The following is a 14,644-nucleotide window of genomic DNA, read 5'->3' on the forward strand; positions in this document are numbered from 1 at the left end:
TCGTGACCGACCCGTCGACGATCCCGCACCCGGCCTACGAGACGCTCCGACCCGTCACCGCGGCGGCCGGGGTGGTGCTCGCGGAGAACCCGTCGGGGATGACCCTCGACGGCACCAACAGCTGGGTGCTGCGCGCGCCCGGGCAGCGCGGGTGCGTCGTCGTCGACCCGGGGCCCGACGAGGCCCGCCACCTGGACCGGTTGGTCGAGCACGGCCCCGTCGAGCTGATCCTGCTCACCCACCACCACCTCGACCACAGCGAGGCGGCCCGCAGGTTCTCGGACCGCACCGGGGCGCCGGTGCGGGCGCTCGACCCGCGGCTCTGCCTCGGCGCGGAGGGTCTCGGTCCCGACGAGGCCGTCGGCGCGGCCGGGCTCGACATCCGGGTCGTGGCGACGCCCGGGCACACGACCGACTCGCTGTGCTTCCTGGTCGACGGCGACGGCAGCGTCCTCACCGGGGACACCGTCCTCGGGCGGGGCACGACCGTGCTCGGCGACCACCACGGCGCCCTCGGGGAGTACCTCGCGTCGCTGGACCGGCTCGCCGCGCTCCCGGCCGGGACGACGCTCCTCCCGGGGCACGGACCGGACCTCGCCGACGCCCCGCAGATCGCCCGCGACTACCTCGCGCACCGCGAGCAGCGGCTGGAGCAGGTGCGGGAGGCGCTGCGCCGGCTCGGCGGCTCGGCGACGCCGCGGCAGGTCGTCGAGATCGTCTACTCCGACGTCGACGAGTCGCTCTGGCCGGCGGCGGACATCTCCGTCGCGGCCCAGCTCGACCACCTGCGCGACCACGGCTGACCCCGCCGCGTACGGCCGACCCCGGTCTGCGGCCAGCTCCCGCCTAGCGCAAGCAATGGCGCATCTCTGCCATCTGACGCCAGAACGGCGCCACTCGCTCACCGCGGGGCTGAGCCGCACGGTGCGCGAACGGCGCCGTCCTCGCGCTCAACGCCAGGAATGCGCCATTGCTGTCCCGGGAGGGGAGGTCCGACGAGCGAGGACCCCTACCGCGCGCGGCGCGCCAGGCGGTCCGGCTCGAGGATGAGGACGCTCTTGCCCTCGAGGCGCAACCAGCCGCGGGCCGCGAAGTCGGCCAGGGCCTTGTTCACGGTCTCGCGGGAGGCGCCGACGAGCTGGGCGATCTCCTCCTGCGTGAGGTCGTGGGTCACCCGCAGCAGCCCGGCCTCCTGCGACCCGAAGCGCTGCGCGAGCTGCAGCAGCGCCTTCGCCACCCGCCCGGGGACGTCGGTGAAGATGAGGTCGGCCAGCAGGTTGTTCGTCCGGCGCAGCCGGCGGGCGACCACGCGGAGCAGCTGCTCGGCGATCTCCGGACGCTGGGAGATCCACTCCTTGAGCGCCGTGCGGTCCATCGAGTAGGCGCGCACGTCGGTCACGCAGGTCGCCGTCGACGTGCGGGGACCCGGGTCGAAGATCGACAGCTCACCGAACATGTCGGACGGACCGAAGATCGACAGCAGGTTCTCGCGACCGTCCGGAGATCGGCGCCCGATCTTCACCTTGCCGCTCTGCACGATGAACAGCCGGTCGCCCGGCTCGCCCTCGTTGAAGATGACGGTGCCACGGGGGAACTCGACCCGGTCGAGAGACTCCGTCAACACTTCGACCGCGGCCGGATCCACGCCTTGGAAGATCCCCGCGCGGGCCAGTACCTCGTCCACCGTCCGCTCCTCGCCGACTCGTCCGACCCCGCCCGTCGCGGGACCCTCCGGCCCCGGCCCGTGCTGTGTCACCGGTCACGTCTTGCTCAAGTCTAGTCGTGTACAACGCCAAGATCACGCCGCACGCCGCCGTCGCGACCCCGGATCTATCTCGCATGGACGCCGTCCGCGACTCGCATCCCCCGTTCGGACGAGGGTACGCGGACGGAATGACGCCGCTGGGTGTGCGTCACACCCCCGTCGTGCTCCGGGGGGCCGTCGTCGACCCGCGACCACGCTTCGACCCACCGTGACGCTTGCCGAGGTTGCGCAGCCGGAACATCTGGAGGGCCCCGCCGATGCCCTGGCGGAACAAGGCCTTCACCTCGTCGGGGCGGGCGCGTTCGAGGAAGTCCTCGACCTCGTCCTCACGGACGGTGCCCGCACGCAGCCTCGTCTCCAGGCGCTCCATGCCCAGGGCGAAGACCATGATGAGCAGGGGGATGAGGACGGCGATCCAGGCGGTCATGGTGGACGTCATGCTCTCGCACGCGCGGGGGCGGACGAGCACCGGGGTCGTCCCGGCGTGTCGGGCCGTTCACTACCCTGGTCGGATGACCTCGGGGGCTCCCACCACGCGGACGCGGACGTCCGACGCCGCGGCGGTGAAGCCGGGCGAGACCCGGCTCGGCCTCGTGCGGCGGGCCCGTCGCATGCACCGCGCGCTCGCCGCCGCCCACCCCGACGCGCACTGCGAGCTCGACTTCACCACCCCGCTCGAGCTGCTCGTCGCCACGGTGCTCTCGGCCCAGACCACCGACGTCACCGTCAACCGTGTGACGCCCGCGCTGTTCGCCCGCTACCCCGACGCGGCCGCGTACGCCGGCGCCGACCGGGTCGAGATGGAGGAGATCCTCCGGCCGACGGGCTTCTACCGCGCGAAGACCAACTCGGTGATCTCCCTCGGGCAGGCGCTGGTGGAGAAGTTCGACGGCGAGGTCCCGGGCCGCCTCGCCGACCTGGTCACGCTGCCCGGCGTCGGGCGCAAGACCGCCAACGTCGTGCTCGGGAACGCCTTCGACGTCCCCGGCATCACCGTCGACACCCACTTCGGCCGGCTCACCCGCCGGTGGGCGTGGACCGACTCGGAGGACCCGGTGGAGGTGGAGAAGCAGGTCGGCACGCTCATCGAGCGCAAGGACTGGACGATGCTCTCCCACCGTGTGATCTTCCACGGCCGGCGCGTCTGCCACGCCAAGAAGCCGGCGTGCGGGGCCTGCTCGCTCGCGAAGGACTGCCCCTCGGCCGGGATCGGCGAGACCGACCCGCAGAAGGCCGCCAAGCTCGTGAAGGGCCCGGAGGCCGACCACCTCCTGGCCCTCGTCGGTCTCGAGCGGTGACGCGCACCGAGGTCGGATCGACCCTGCTCGTGGTGGTCCTGGTCGTCATCGGGGTCATCGCCCTGTGGCCGCGGGAGTCCGACGGCGGCGGCACCCCGCAGCCCGTGCCCTCCGCCGCGCCCACGGCACGCAGCGATCCGGCCGAGCTCGCCGACGCCCGCGCCCGGGCGGGCCTGCAGCCGTGCCCCGCCCCCACCCCCGGCGCCGCGACCGCCCCGGCCCCGCTCGCCGGGCTGCAGCTCGACTGCCTCGGCGCCCCCGGCCGCGTCGACCTGGCCACGGCGCTGCCCGGCCGGACCACGCTGGTCAACCTGTGGGCCTCGTGGTGCGGGCCGTGCCGCGAGGAGATCCCCGCGATCACCGCCTACGCCGCCGAGCCCGGGGCCGCGTCCGTGCTCGGGGTCGACGTCGCCGACGACCCCGCCGACGCGCTCGCGCTCCTCGGCCAGCTCGGGGCGCACTACCCCTCGGTGTCCGACCCGGGGCAGACCGTCGCGCGCCGGCTCGGGGCCGCGCCGGTGCTCCCGGCGAGCGTCGTGGTCCGTCCCGACGGGACCGTGGTCCCGCTGCCCGCGCAGGTCTTCGCCTCGCCCGCCCAGGTCCGCAGCGCCGTCGACGGCGCGCTCGCGAAGGCGGCCGGGTGAGCTCGCTGCTGCGCCCGGAGGAGGCGCCGGCGTGGCTCGTGCCGCTGGTCGAGGGGTGCGCCCGGGCCACGGAGGACGACGTGCCCCTACGTCGCCGGCCCTCGGACCGGCCGGCCCGCGAGGCCGCGGTGCTGCTGCTCTTCGGCGAGACGGCCGACGCCGGGCCCGACGTGCTGCTCACCGAGCGCGCCTCCGAGCTGCGCGCCCACGCCGGCCAGGCGGCGTTCCCGGGCGGCGGGATGGAGCCCGTCGACGGCGAGGGGCTCGACGCCCGGGTGCGCGCCGCCCTGCGCGAGACGCAGGAGGAGACCGGGGCCGACCCGGCCGGCGTCGTGCCCCTGACGACGCTGCCGGCCCTGACGATCCCGGTGACCGGGTTCGCGGTCACCCCGGTGGTGGCGCACTGGGACCGCCCGAGCCCGGTGCACGTCGTCGACCCGGGGGAGACGGCCGCCGTCGAGCGCGTGCCGCTCGCCGAGCTCACCGACCCGGCGCGCCGGTTCACCGTCACCTCCCCCAGCGGCTACCTCGGGCCCGCCTTCGCGGTGCGCGGCCTGCTGGTCTGGGGGTTCACCGCACTCGTCCTGTCCTGGGTTCTCGACCTCGGAGGGTGGACCATCCCCTGGGACACCGCGGACGTCCGCGACCTCGACGAGGCGTGGGCCCGCCGTCGTGACGAGCTCACGGCCCACCGTGCTGACAACGAGGCGGCTCGCCGCCGTGAGGGAGACGCGATCCGATGAGCTGGGTGGACATCGTCGTCGTGCTGCTCGCGATCGCCGCGGCCATCTCCGGCTGGCGGCACGGGCTCGCGGTGGCCGCCCTGTCCTTCCTGGGCGTCATCGGCGGCGCCCTGCTGGGGCTCAAGCTCGCCCCGCTGGTCGTCGGGCTCTTCCAGGGCGACACCAGCCGCGTCGTCGTCAGCGTGCTCATCGTCATCGCGCTCGTGGCGCTGGGCGAGACGCTCGGGGTCTACCTCGGGCGGGCGCTGCGCGACCGGATGCGCCTCAACGCGGTCCGCACCGTCGACTCCACGTTCGGCGCCGTCCTGCAGGCGATCACCGCGCTCGTCGTCGCGTGGCTGATCGCGCTGCCGCTCGCGACCTCGTCGAACGTCGCGCTGTCCTCGGCGCTCAAGAACTCCGCGGTGCTCCAGACCGTCGACGCCGTGATGCCCACGCCGATCCGCGCGCTGCCGAACGAGCTGCGGTCGATGTTCGACGCGTCCGGCTTCCCGGACGTGCTCTCGCCGTTCTCGTCCACGCCGGTGGCCGAGGTGCCCGCGCCCAACCCGGAGCTCGTGCGGGACCCGGTCGTCCAGCGGGCCAAGGCCAGCGTGCTGAAGGTCCGCGGGCGGGCCCCGTCCTGCTCCCGGGCGCTGGAGGGCACCGGCTTCGTCATCGGCGACCAGCGGGTGATGACGAACGCCCACGTCGTCGCCGGGACCAGCGAGGTCTCGGTGGAGGTGCCGCAGTCCGGCGGCGGCTCGCAGACCGAGTCGGCCCGCGTCGTGTACTACGACGAGCAGGTCGACGTCGCGATCCTCGCGGTGCCCGACCTCGACGCGCGGGCGCTGCCGTTCAACTTCTCCGGCGCGAACACCGGGGACAACGCCGTTGCGCTCGGCTACCCGCTCGACGGCCCGTTCACCTCGTCGGCCGCGAAGATCCGGCAGCGCATCCAGCTGCGCGGGCCCGACATCTACGACTCCTCAACGGTGACCCGCGACGTCTACACCATCCGGGGGCAGGTCCGGTCGGGGAACTCGGGCGGCCCGCTGGTCAACCCGCAGGGCCAGGTGATCGGCGTGGTGTTCGGGGCCGCGGTCGACCAGGGCGACACCGGCTTCGTGCTCACCGCCGACCAGGTGCGCGCGGCGCTGAACGCCGCGCCGAACGCCACGAGCCGGGTGTCGACGGGTAGCTGCGCTGCCTAGGTGCGCTCCGCGCTGGTGAGCACCAAGTGTCGCTATACCGACGTTTTCTGCTCACAGGCTCCGGAGGAGCACCTGGCTGACGTGGCGCGGGACCTCCTGGTGCGGGAAGTGGCCCGCGCCGGGCACCGTCAGGAACTCGTGGTCGGGGGCCCAGCGGGCCGAGGCGCGGGCCACGTCGGCGGGGACCCACGGGTCGGCGTCGCCGTGCAGCGTCGTCACCGGGACCTCGACGGGCCGGTCGATCGCCTGCGCGAACCGCCGGCCGTCGGGGCGGCCCTGGGAGCGGACCGCCCAGCGGAAGTACTCCAGCGCGCAGTGCGACGTGCGCGGGGTCAGGATCGCCGCCGCGTGCTGCGCGGCGACCCGCCCGAACTCGGGGGCGTCCGCCCAGTCCGGCCCGGAGCCGGCGGCGAGCAGCTCCCCGGCCCGCGAGCCGCCGTCACGACGCAGCGACCGCTCGGGCAGCCGCGGGAGCTGGAAGAAGGCCACGTCCCGCAGCGCCGCCGCGTGCCGCCAGGGCCGGCGACGGACCGCGTGGCGCAGCGCCAGCGGGTGCGGGGTCCCGACGACGACGAGGCGGGACACCACGCGCGGGTGCAGCGCGGCCACCGTCCACGCGACCGCTCCACCCCACCCGGCGCCGACGAGCGTGGCGCGGCGGGCGCCGAGGGCGCGCACGAGCCCGGCCACGTCGCCGGCGAGGGTCCACAGGTCAAAGCCGCGGGGCGGCCGGTCGGAGCCGCAGTAGCCCCGCAGGTCGGCGGCCACCACGTGGTGGCCGGCCGCCCCCAGCGCGGTGAGCTGGTGGCGCCAGGACCACCAGAACTCCGGGAAGCCGTGCAGCAGCAGCACCGGGTCGGTGCCGCTCGGGCCGGGCCCGCACTCGGCGACGTGGAGCCGGATGCCGTTGGCGGACACCGCGCGGTGCCGCCACGGCCCCGGCAGCGCCGCCGGGTCGTCCTCGCCGAGCTGGCTCAGGAGGTCGAGGGCGGGGCGTCGGAGCGGCCGCGGCGCAGTGCCTCGACCGACTCGCGCGCCGTCTCGATCGTCCGCTCCGGCGCCTTGATCTTGCGGACCTTGAGGTAGCCGAGGAACCCGGCGATGCCCGCGACGACGAGCATGATGCCGAAGGTCACCGCGTAGCCGGCCCACTGCTGGCTCGGCCAGATGAGGTTGAAGGCCTCGGCGACGGCGAAGAAGAAGTAGAAGAGGCTGAACAGCGCGACGACCGCCGCCAGCACGAAGAAGATGCTGCCCTGCACCCCCTTCTTGACCTCGGCCGTGACCTCCTGCTTGGCGAGCTCGACCTCCGCACGCACCAGCGTGGAGACGTGCGTGGTCACCTCCTTGACCAACGTCCCGACGGACGCCTCGCCGGTGGCGCGCACCGGTTCGGCGTTCAGCGGGATCGAGGGCACCACGGGGGGTCCTCCGGATGACGACGGCGAGGTCACGGGCCCTCCTGGCGGGTCGGGTCGAGAGCGGGCACATCGTGCCACGGCCGTCCGACGGCGGTGCCGTGACACGTGCGCACGGGCCGTGTCTTCCCGATCAAGCCGAAGTCCAGTCCTCCGATCCGGACTCTCACTCCGCGGGCGAGCGGCGCAGCGCCTTGCGCTCAGAGCGACGACGCTTGTCCTCCATCCGACGTAGCCGGGCACCCCGGCTGGGTCGGCGGGCCTGACGGGCCGGTGGATCGGGGAGGAGGGCGTCGCGCAGCAGCGCCGCGAGCCGCCGTCGCGCGGCCTCGCGATTGCGCCGCTGCGAGCGGGACTCCGACGCCGTGACGCTCGCCCGCGTCCCGCCGACGAGGTGCGGCACGCGCGCCAGCAGGCGGGCGCGGGCGTCGTCGGGGATGCCGGGTGCCTCGGCGAGGTCGACGACGAGCTCGACCCGCGAGTCGGCGGTGTTGACGCCCTGCCCGCCCGGCCCGGACGAGCGGGAGAACCGCCACGTCAGGGCGCCCGCGGGCAGCACGACGTCGTCGGAGACCCAGAGGTCGCCGGCAGCGTCGTCGGTGTCCATGTCTCCAGTCTCCCTAGGCTGTCGAGCGGGTTCCGGTGACGTCAGCGGTGTGGCACCGCTGACATTGGACGTCAGGTTCTCCACTCTCACGGCCCGCGAACCGCCTGGGACGATGGACCCATGACCGCCGCGACCACCGATCCGCTCGCGCCGCTGCTCGACCTGCCCGGCGTGGCCGAGGGCGCCGAGTCGATCCGCCGGCACGTCGAGGCCGTCCACGGCCACCGGACCAACCGCCGCGGCTGGCCCACCACCGCCGCGGAGGCGACCGTGCGCGCGGCCCGCGCCTCGGCCGCGCTCGACGGCGGCAGCGCCGACCTCCCCGAGGACGGTCCGGTCACCGACCCGGTGCTCGCGGGCTCGCTGCGGGTCGCCGAGGCGCTCGGTGGCCTGCTCCCGACGTGGCGACGCGCCCCGCTGCAGGCGCTCGCACGGCTGCACGTCCTCGCCGCCACCGACCGGGCCCCCGAGTCCGACCTCGGCCGTCCCCGTCCCGGCGCCTGGGTCTCCGCGCGGCTCGACGCGCTCGCGGGCCTCGTCGTCGGCGGGACCTCGGTGCCCGGCCCGGTGCTCGTCGGCGTCGTCCACGGCGAGCTGCTGGCGCTCTCGCCGTTCCTCGTCGCCAACGGCGTCGTCGCCCGCGCTGCGGCCCGCCTGACCGCGATCTCCACGGGGCTCGACCCCAAGGGCCTCGTCGTCCCGGAGGTCGGGCACCTGCGGGCCGGCACCGAGTACCGCGAGGCCGCCCAGGCGTTCGCGTCCGGCACCCACGAGGGCCTCGCGCGGTGGTTCGCCCACGGCGTGACCGCCTGGCGGACCGGCGCGAAGGAGGCCACCGGCATCGCCGACGCCGCGGGCTGAGGCCGTTCGGCCCCCCTCTCCGTCCCCAACGGCACTCCTGGCCCGGTCCGTCCCCAGGCGTCGTGCTCGAGGTTCCCGTCCGTACGGGCCCGGGCGCGACGCTGCCGCTCGTGGACGGACGACGGGTGACGGTGTGGTGCGACGACGAGGACCTGCTCGACGAGGTGGTCCGGGTCGCCGCGGCGGCGGGCTGCGAGCTGGAACGCGTGCCCGACGCGGCCGCGCTCCGGCGGCGGTGGCCGGGCGCGGCGATGGTGCTGCTCGACGAGGCCGCGGCGCGGGCGGTCGCGGGGGTGCGGCTGGGGCGGCGCGACGGGGTGGTGGTGCTGTGCCGGGGCGAGCCGCCGGGCACCGTCTGGGAACGGGCGGTCGCGGTCGGCGCCGAGCACGTGGTGTCCCTGCCCGAGGGGGAGGAGTGGCTGGTGTCGGCACTGTCCGACACCGTCGAGGAGGACGCCGCCGGGGACGGCCGGGTCGTCTCGGTGATCGGCGGGCGCGGCGGGGCCGGCGCGTCGGTTCTCGCCGCGGCGGTGGCGGTGCGGGCCCACGACGACGGGTCGCGGGTGCTGCTCGTCGACTGCGACCCGCTCGGCGGCGGGCTCGACCTCGTGGTCGGGGCCGAGCAGGCCGACGGCCTGCGCTGGCCGGGCCTCGCGCTGGGCGGGGGACGGGTGGCCGCGTCGTCGCTGCACGAGGCGCTGCCCGCCGCCGAGCACGGCGAGCCGGCGCTGACGGTGCTGTCCTGCGACCGGCACGGCCCCGGGCCGGCGCCGGAGGCGGCGCGCGCCGTGGTGGAGGCGGGCCGCCGCGCGGGTGACACCGTGGTCTGCGACCTGCCCCGCCACCTCACCGACGCCGCCGCGGCGGTGCTCGACGCGTCCGACCTCGCCGTGCTCGTGGTGCCCGCCGAGGTCCGCGCGACGGCGGCCGCCTCGCGGGTGGCCCGGCAGCTCGGGGAACGGGGGGCGACGGTGGCCGTGGTGGTGCGGGGCCCGTCGCCCGGCGGGCTGGTGGGGGACGACGTGGCCGAGGCACTCGGCCTCGAGGTGCTGGTCTCGATCGACGCCGAGCCGGGCCTCGCGGCGGCGCTCGACCGCGGCACGGTCCCCGGGGTGCGGCGCGGACCCCTCGCGCGGGCGGCGGCGGCCGTGCTGGAGGCGGTCGAGGTGCGCCGGGGAGGGCGACCCGCGGCGGCGTGACCCGCCATGTCGGCCCGGCCCACCGGTGGCGGTGGGCCGGGCCGTCGGCGTGCCGGGGTGCTGGTCCGGGTGCTGGGTCCGGCCGGGTGCTGATCCGTCCGGGTACCGCCGGTCCACAGCCGGCAGCGCGGGCCGGGTTGTCCACAGGCCGGTCGTCCGGGACTCGGGGTTCGGGGCGCGGCTCGGGCAGCGTCGTCGCCGTCGGGACGGAGGTGGTGGCGATGACGGCGGGGACCGAGGTCGGGGACCTCGTGGAGCGGGTGCGCGCTCGGCTGGCCGGGGCCGGCGGGGAGGCGGGGGTGGCCGAGCTCGCCGCGGCGGTGCGGGCGGAGGCCCGCGGGGTGGTCGGGGACGCCGACGTGCTCGCCGCGGTGCGCGCGCTGCAGCGGGAGTTCGTGGGAGCCGGTCCGTTGGAGCCGTTGCTGCGGGACCCGGCCACCTCGGACGTGCTCGTCACCGGCCCGGACGCGGTCTGGGTGGACCGGGGCGCGGGGTTGGAGCGCACCGGGGTGGTGTTCGCCGACGAGGACGCGGTCCGGCGGCTGGCGCAACGTCTCGCGGCGGCGGCCGGCCGGCGCCTGGACGACGCCAGCCCCTACGTCGACGCCCGGCTGCCGGGCAGCGGGGTGCGGCTGCACGCGGTCCTGCCGCCGGTGGCCGCGGACGGCACGTGCGTCTCGTTGCGGGTCCTGCGGCCGGCGCGGCACGACCTCGACGCCCTGGAGGCGGGCGGCACGGTCGACGCCACCGGCCGGGCGCTGCTCGAGGCGGTGGTCGCGGCGCGGCTGGCGTTCCTCGTGGTGGGAGGCACCGGCTCGGGGAAGACGACGGTGCTCTCGGCGCTGCTCGCGCGGGTGCCGGCCGCGGAACGGATCGTCGTGGTCGAGGACGCCGAGGAGCTGCGGCCGGCCCACCCGCACGTGGTCCGGCTGGTCTCGCGGCCCGCGAACGTCGAGGGCGCGGGCACCGTGCTGCTGCGCGACCTCGTCCGCCAGGCGCTGCGGATGCGGCCCGACCGCCTCGTGGTCGGCGAGGTCCGCGGCGCCGAGGTCTGCGAGCTGCTCGCGGCGCTGAACACCGGGCACGACGGCGGCGCCGGCACCGTCCACGCCAACTCCCCGCGCGAGGTGCCGGCGCGCCTGGAGGCCCTGGCGGCGCTCGGCGGGATGACGCCGGCCGCGCTGCGCAGCCAGGTCGCGGCGGCGATCCAGGTGGTCCTGCACGTGCGGCGCCGCTCCGACGGCGGGCGGGTGCTCGAGGGCGTCGGGGTGGTGCGGCGCGGTGACGCGGAGGGGCTGGTCGTGGTCCCCGCGTGGGCCCGCGACGGCGGGTGGGCGGCCGGCCGGGCGGACCTGGGGGCGATGCTCGCCGAGCGGGGTGTCGGCACTCCGTGGCCGGGATCGTCGTCCGGGGCGCCCTCCTTGCGGGCCGGGGTGGCCTCGCTGCGGCCGGTGGGGACGTGAGCGCCGCCGGCGCGGCCGCGGCGTTGCTCTGCCTGGCGGGGGCGGCCGTCGTGTGGCCGGCGGCGGGCGCCCCGGCGCGGGTGCGTGCGTGGGGTCCGCCGTCGGCCGTCAGGACGCGGGTGGCGGCGCGGGTCCCGGTCGCCGTGCCGGCGGTGGCCGGGCTCCTCCTCGTCGCGCTGGTGGCGGGTCCCGGCGGGGCCGCGGCCGCCGTCGTCCTCGGGGCGGTGCTGCTGCGCGCCCGGCGGGCCCGACGGCAGGAGCGGGACCGCGACGAGACGACCGCCGGGCTCGCCGAGGGGTTCGCCGCTTTCGCGGCGGAGCTGCGGGCGGGGCACCCGCCGGCCTCCGCGGCCGCCGCGGCGGGCCGCGACGCCGGGAGCGCCGCCCGTCGGGCCCTCGCCCGGGTCGAGGCGACCGCCCGGCTCGGCGGCGACGTCCCGGCCGCGCTGCGCGAGCAGGCGGCTGCCGACCCCTTGGCCGGTCCGCACCTGGTCCGGCTCGCGGACGCCTGGTCGCTCGCCGACCGTCACGGCATCGGCCTCGCGGGGCTCGCCGAGGCGGTCGCCGAGGACCTCCGCGCCCGGACCCGGTTCGCCGGCCGGCTCGCCGCCCAGCTCGCCGGGCCGCGGACGACGGCGGCCGTGCTCGCCGCGCTGCCGGGCATCGGCCTGGTCCTCGGGCAGCTCGTCGGCGCCCACCCGTTCGGCGTGCTCACCGGCACCGGCGTCGGCCAGGCCCTCCTCGTGGTCGGAGCCGTCCTGGTCGCCGCCGGGCTGGAGTGGAGCCGGCGGCTGACGGCGGGGGTCGTGCGATGACCGGGCTGTCCGCTGCGCTCGTCGCGCTCGCGTGCGCGGCGCTGATCGCGCCCGGCCCGATCAGCGCCCGGTCGCGGGTGCGCCGGCTGCGCTCGCCGGGCCCGGCCACGACGACGTCGAGGCCGCGGCGCCGTGACCGGCCGCGGCGGGACCCCTGGCAGGAGGCGGGCGCCTGGGACGAGCTCGCCTCCTGCCTGCGGGCCGGTCTCTCGCTCGACCGCGCCGTGCGGGCGGTCGCGACGTCCCTCCCCGGACCGGTGGCCGATGCCCTCACCGGCGTGGCCGACCTGCTCGCGCTCGGCGCGGACCCGGCCGACGCCTGGGAGCCCGCGCTCGAGGAGCCCGCGACCGCACGGCTCGCCCGCGCCGCCCGCCGCTCGGCGCGCAGCGGGGCCGCGGTCGCGGACGTCGCGACCACGGTGGCCGCCGACGTCCGCGCCGAGGCCGCCGAGGCGGTGTCCGCCCGTGCCGAGCGGGCGGGCGTGCTCGTCGCGGGCCCGCTCGGGCTCTGCTTCCTGCCCGCCTTCCTGGCGCTCGGGATCGCGCCGGTCGTCATCGGCCTCGCCACACCGCTGCTGGAGCGCACATGACCACCGCCGCCGACCCCGGGGGCGGGACGAGAGGAGACGACGATGGAGAACCCGACGGCGATCGTGGCCCTGCTGGTGGCCCGGCTCGCGGCCCTGGCCCGCGACGACGAGGGGATGTCGACGGTCGAGTACGCGATCGGGCTGATCGCCGCGGCCGCGTTCGCGGGCCTGCTCTTCGTGATCATCAACGCGCCGGCGGTGATGGGGGCGTTGACCGGCCTGATCCAGCGCTCGCTGACCCCGGCCGGCGGCTGACCCGGTCGGTCGGCCCGTGGGGCGACCGCGGCATGGTCACCGTGGAGGCCGCGATCGCGATCGGCAGCCTGGTGGCCGTGCTCGCGGTCGTGCTGGCCGCCGTCGGCGCGGTGGTGGCCGAGATCCGGTGCGTGGACGCCGCGGGCGAGGCGGCCCGGCGGGCCTCCCGCGACGACACGGCCGGCGCCGAGGCCCTGGCCCGGGAGCTCCCGTCCGGCACCGAGGTGCGGGTCGAGCCGGACGGGGACCTGGTCCACGTCGTGGTCCGGGTCCCGCCGCTCGGAGGGGCGCTCCCGGGGCTGCGGCTCGCGGCGGAGGCGGTGGCGGCCCGGGAGCCCGCCGTCGCCGCCCCGACCGGCGACCCGGCCGATACCGCCCCCGACGCGGCCCCCGACCCTGCTCCCGGCCCGGGCTCTGCGCCCGCCCCCGACCCCGAGGAGCCGGTCCCGTGAGGGGCCGCTGGCCGCGCCCGCGCGACGACCGGGGGTTCGCGACGGTGGTGGCCGCCGGGGTGATCGGAGTCGTCGGGATCCTGCTGGGGGCACTGCTCGTGCTCGGCGCGGTCGTCGCCACCCGGCACCGCGCGGCAAACGCGGCGGACCTGGCCGCCCTCGCCGGGGCGGCCGAGTCCGCGCGGGGCCGCGAGCCCGCCTGCGGTCGGGCCCGGGAGGTCGCCGAGCGGAACGGCGCGGTCCTCGTCCGCTGCACCTGGCTGGGGTGGGATCTCCAGGTCGACGTGGCGCGGAGCTGCGGATGTCTGCCCGTCGGCGGCACGACCACGGTCCGCTCGCGGGCGGGTCCTGTGGTGGAGATCATGGCGCGAATCGGCGAAGCGGCGGTCACCGATCGTGACCCGACCGTGTCCTCACCGGACGAGCGGCCCCGGCCTCCCGGCGAGCGGCGACACGGTTGGTGCAGCCGGGACGAGAGGTACCCCAGATGCCTCTCGGAGGCGCGTTCGCCCGCTCGACGGTGCCGAGCGTGGCGCTCGGCGTTCCACCCCGGCCGATGGGCGACGACGGGTGGAAATCACGCGGCGACCCGCCGTTACTAGGGAAGGAACACCGCACGGGGTGGACCAGTACCGGGAGGACCCGCATGCAGTGGTGGGACAGCTACCGCGCCGTCTACGGCACCGAGCTCCGCGCCGAGGCCATGGTGCTCGCCGATCACGGGTGGGCGGTGGTCCCGGGCACGTTCCCCCAGGGCGACGTCTGGACGGGCTGCTCCGACGCCCCCCAGGCCGGCCCCGCCCCGGTCCTGGAGGACTGGGCCGCGGCGGCGACGACGGACGTCGGGCAGATCGCCGAGTGGTGGTCGGGCCTGCCGTACTCGATCCTGCTGCCCACGGGGCTGACCTTCGACGTCATCGAGGTGCCCGCGAGCGTCGGCCGTCGGGCGGCCGCGGCGCTGCGGGCGGTCGGGGTGCCGGTGCCGATCGCCGCCACGCCGACCGGTGAGTGGCTGTTCCCGGTGCTGCCGGGCGAGCCGCTGCGCCCGGACCTCGCCGGCCGTCCCGGCATGACCCTCCACGGCCGCGGCAGCTACCTCGCCGCGCCGCCCTCGACGTTCCCCCAGGGCTCCATCCACTGGCGGGTGCGCCCGGCGGCGTGCGGCTGGCGGCTCCCCGACCCGTACAGCGTCCAGGACGCCATGGCGGAGGCCGTCCGCGAGCGTCCGCAGCGCGGCCTCGGCGGGAGCTCGACCTACCGGCTGGCGACGGTCGCCACCGGTATCCGGTCCTGACGGACCACCACGACCCCGGGTGAACCCCGGGACCCACCACAACAGAA

At 76.9% G+C, this 14,644-nt stretch carries 19 protein-coding genes; 14 read left to right on the forward strand and 5 right to left on the reverse strand.

Annotated elements, in window-relative coordinates; all coding sequences use genetic code 11:
* The first annotated feature begins 20 nt into the window (after nucleotides 1-20).
* Nucleotides 21-803, forward strand: a complete 783-nt coding sequence (locus tag HH311_RS20655) for an MBL fold metallo-hydrolase (protein WP_169185664.1) — start codon at nucleotides 21-23, stop codon at nucleotides 801-803.
* Between the two features lie 206 nt (nucleotides 804-1,009).
* Here HH311_RS20655 and HH311_RS20660 read toward each other — a convergent pair whose 3' ends face one another.
* Nucleotides 1,010-1,684: a Crp/Fnr family transcriptional regulator gene (locus tag HH311_RS20660; RefSeq protein WP_169185569.1), complete on the reverse strand. Its 675-nt coding sequence runs from the start codon at nucleotides 1,682-1,684 to the stop codon at nucleotides 1,010-1,012.
* A gap of 229 nt (nucleotides 1,685-1,913) precedes the next feature.
* Nucleotides 1,914-2,192 carry a hypothetical protein gene (locus HH311_RS20665; RefSeq protein ID WP_169185570.1) on the reverse strand — a complete coding sequence of 93 codons (279 nt, stop codon included), beginning with the start codon at nucleotides 2,190-2,192 and terminating at the stop codon, nucleotides 1,914-1,916.
* 85 nt (nucleotides 2,193-2,277) lie between these two features.
* Between HH311_RS20665 and nth the strand changes: the two genes are divergently transcribed.
* Genes nth through HH311_RS20685 form a run of 4 tightly spaced genes read left to right on the forward strand, consistent with a single transcriptional unit; the run spans nucleotide 2,278 to nucleotide 5,643 of the window.
* Nucleotides 2,278-3,063, forward strand: a complete 786-nt coding sequence (gene nth, locus HH311_RS20670; RefSeq protein WP_211190561.1) for an endonuclease III — start codon at nucleotides 2,278-2,280, stop codon at nucleotides 3,061-3,063.
* Nucleotides 3,060-3,707: a TlpA disulfide reductase family protein gene (locus HH311_RS20675; protein ID WP_312030282.1), complete on the forward strand. Its 648-nt coding sequence runs from the start codon at nucleotides 3,060-3,062 to the stop codon at nucleotides 3,705-3,707. Before nth ends, HH311_RS20675 begins: the two co-directional genes overlap by 4 nt.
* The gene (locus HH311_RS20680; RefSeq protein WP_169185571.1) at nucleotides 3,704-4,450 is read left to right on the forward strand and encodes a CoA pyrophosphatase; all 747 of its coding nucleotides are present in this window, start codon (nucleotides 3,704-3,706) and stop codon (nucleotides 4,448-4,450) included. Before HH311_RS20675 ends, HH311_RS20680 begins: the two co-directional genes overlap by 4 nt.
* Nucleotides 4,447-5,643: a MarP family serine protease gene (locus tag HH311_RS20685; RefSeq protein ID WP_169185572.1), complete on the forward strand. Its 1,197-nt coding sequence runs from the start codon at nucleotides 4,447-4,449 to the stop codon at nucleotides 5,641-5,643. Before HH311_RS20680 ends, HH311_RS20685 begins: the two co-directional genes overlap by 4 nt.
* A 51-nt stretch (nucleotides 5,644-5,694) precedes the next feature.
* Here the strand turns inward: HH311_RS20685 and HH311_RS31045 are convergent, their stop codons facing one another.
* The 3 genes from HH311_RS31045 to arfB all read right to left on the reverse strand — a co-directional run bounded on the left by HH311_RS31045 (nucleotide 5,695) and on the right by arfB (nucleotide 7,668).
* On the reverse strand, nucleotides 5,695-6,561 hold the full coding sequence (locus tag HH311_RS31045; protein WP_312030283.1) for an alpha/beta hydrolase: 867 nt from the start codon (nucleotides 6,559-6,561) through the stop codon (nucleotides 5,695-5,697).
* A 56-nt stretch (nucleotides 6,562-6,617) separates the two neighbouring features.
* On the reverse strand, nucleotides 6,618-7,064 hold the full coding sequence (locus HH311_RS31050) for a phage holin family protein (protein WP_312030284.1): 447 nt from the start codon (nucleotides 7,062-7,064) through the stop codon (nucleotides 6,618-6,620).
* Nucleotides 7,065-7,227: 163 nt separating this feature from the next.
* Nucleotides 7,228-7,668 carry an alternative ribosome rescue aminoacyl-tRNA hydrolase ArfB gene (arfB, locus tag HH311_RS20695; RefSeq protein WP_169185574.1) on the reverse strand — a complete coding sequence of 147 codons (441 nt, stop codon included), beginning with the start codon at nucleotides 7,666-7,668 and terminating at the stop codon, nucleotides 7,228-7,230.
* Nucleotides 7,669-7,788: 120 nt separating this feature from the next.
* Here arfB and HH311_RS20700 point away from each other — a divergent pair, with 120 nt between their 5' ends.
* From HH311_RS20700 to HH311_RS20740, 9 genes are all read left to right on the forward strand, one after another.
* Complete coding sequence (locus HH311_RS20700; RefSeq protein WP_169185575.1) at nucleotides 7,789-8,529, forward strand: oxidoreductase; 741 nt, start codon at nucleotides 7,789-7,791, stop codon at nucleotides 8,527-8,529.
* 110 nt (nucleotides 8,530-8,639) lie between these two features.
* A complete protein-coding gene (gene ssd / locus HH311_RS20705) occupies nucleotides 8,640-9,728 on the forward strand; it encodes a septum site-determining protein Ssd (protein WP_312030285.1) in 1,089 nt (362 codons plus the stop codon).
* Nucleotides 9,729-9,949: 221 nt separating this feature from the next.
* Nucleotides 9,950-11,191 carry a TadA family conjugal transfer-associated ATPase gene (locus HH311_RS20710; RefSeq protein ID WP_169185576.1) on the forward strand — a complete coding sequence of 414 codons (1,242 nt, stop codon included), beginning with the start codon at nucleotides 9,950-9,952 and terminating at the stop codon, nucleotides 11,189-11,191.
* Nucleotides 11,188-12,006: a type II secretion system F family protein gene (locus HH311_RS20715; protein WP_169185577.1), complete on the forward strand. Its 819-nt coding sequence runs from the start codon at nucleotides 11,188-11,190 to the stop codon at nucleotides 12,004-12,006. The genes HH311_RS20710 and HH311_RS20715 overlap by 4 nt, the downstream gene beginning before the upstream one ends.
* Complete coding sequence (locus HH311_RS20720) at nucleotides 12,003-12,596, forward strand: type II secretion system F family protein (RefSeq protein ID WP_211190562.1); 594 nt, start codon at nucleotides 12,003-12,005, stop codon at nucleotides 12,594-12,596. Before HH311_RS20715 ends, HH311_RS20720 begins: the two co-directional genes overlap by 4 nt.
* Before the next feature lie 42 nt (nucleotides 12,597-12,638).
* Nucleotides 12,639-12,851, forward strand: coding sequence for a DUF4244 domain-containing protein (locus HH311_RS20725; RefSeq protein WP_169185578.1), 213 nt, complete (start codon nucleotides 12,639-12,641; stop codon nucleotides 12,849-12,851).
* Nucleotides 12,852-12,883: 32 nt separating this feature from the next.
* Complete coding sequence (locus HH311_RS20730; protein ID WP_211190563.1) at nucleotides 12,884-13,303, forward strand: TadE family type IV pilus minor pilin; 420 nt, start codon at nucleotides 12,884-12,886, stop codon at nucleotides 13,301-13,303.
* Nucleotides 13,300-13,905, forward strand: coding sequence for an Rv3654c family TadE-like protein (locus HH311_RS33760; protein WP_169185579.1), 606 nt, complete (start codon nucleotides 13,300-13,302; stop codon nucleotides 13,903-13,905). Before HH311_RS20730 ends, HH311_RS33760 begins: the two co-directional genes overlap by 4 nt.
* Before the next feature lie 44 nt (nucleotides 13,906-13,949).
* The gene (locus tag HH311_RS20740) at nucleotides 13,950-14,597 is read left to right on the forward strand and encodes a bifunctional DNA primase/polymerase (RefSeq protein WP_169185580.1); all 648 of its coding nucleotides are present in this window, start codon (nucleotides 13,950-13,952) and stop codon (nucleotides 14,595-14,597) included.
* Nucleotides 14,598-14,644: the final 47 nt, after the last annotated feature.

The sequence above is a fragment of the Actinomycetospora sp. TBRC 11914 genome (assembly GCF_012933465.1).
Classification (GTDB): Bacteria; Actinomycetota; Actinomycetes; order Mycobacteriales; family Pseudonocardiaceae; genus Actinomycetospora.